The sequence below is a fragment of the Neisseria sp. P0009.S007 genome (genome assembly GCF_051962515.1).
The window spans coordinates 1-962 of record NZ_JBQCVF010000589.1; the positions used below are offsets into that span (position 1 = coordinate 1).

Annotated in this window: 1 protein-coding gene; it reads right to left on the reverse strand. The window is 52.6% G+C overall.

Features of this window, described 5'->3' with window-relative positions:
- The coding region (locus tag ACTHS3_RS15000; protein ID WP_440368369.1) for a sensor histidine kinase at window positions 1-962 on the reverse strand (962 nt) is incomplete at both ends.

The window sequence follows — 962 nt, forward strand, 5'->3', positions numbered from 1 at the left end:
CAGTTACTGCCCCACAAAGACACCAGCGAAACGCCCAAAATCTGTTCGGCGGCCTTGTTAAAGGTTTTCAGACGGCCGTCGGCATCCAAAGTAATCACGCCTGTGGTCAAACTTTCCAACACGCATTCCAAATAATGGCGGGCGGCTTCTTCGCGTAAACGGTTGCGCTCGTCCGCCTCTTTGGCAATCGATAATTGCTCGGTCATGTGGTTGAACAACTGGGTCAAACGGCCGAACTCGTCATTGCGGAATACCGGCCGGGTCTGGCTGAAGTCGCCCTGAGCCACCGCCCGCGCACCCTCTGCCAACGACAACACCGGTGCCACAAAACGGCGGGCAAAATACAAAGCCATCACCAACGCCAAAAAGATGGCCAACAATGTCGCGACCAACAGCGTGGACAAGAAAAAGGTTTGCAGGCCTTTTTTGGTATAACTCAGCTCAGCATATTTAGCGCGGGCCGCTTCAATCAGCGTCGCATCTTGGGCAACATCTTTCGGAATCGGCTGACGGAAAAACAATGCATAATCCTGATTTTTATGCGTACCGATCAGCATCCAACCCTGAGCATACAGCATGCCGCCGATGTTTTCCAAGCTGCGCACCGAGCCGGTCTGCTCCAGCTGCTCCCATCCTTCTTTGTTAAGCTCGGGTTGATTTAGTTTCAGGGGATTGATGCTTTTCTCAGCTTTATGGGTAGTCGCGTTATAAAGCGCCAGCTGGGCAAAGTCGGCAGTAAGCGCCGATTTTGCCAGCGTCTGCCCTAAATTGCCGTCCAGTGAAGCGGCGCTGATTAAGTCGATCTGCACCGGTGTGGCGTTGCTGACAGCGTTGTCCACCGCCAAGTTCAGCGCGGATTTGCTCAAGTTTAAGCTGCGCTCCAATGCCTCATGGGTATCGTTGCCAAACCAAGAATTAATCGTACCGTTAATAAACTGGGCGGAAATACCGAACAAAAACAC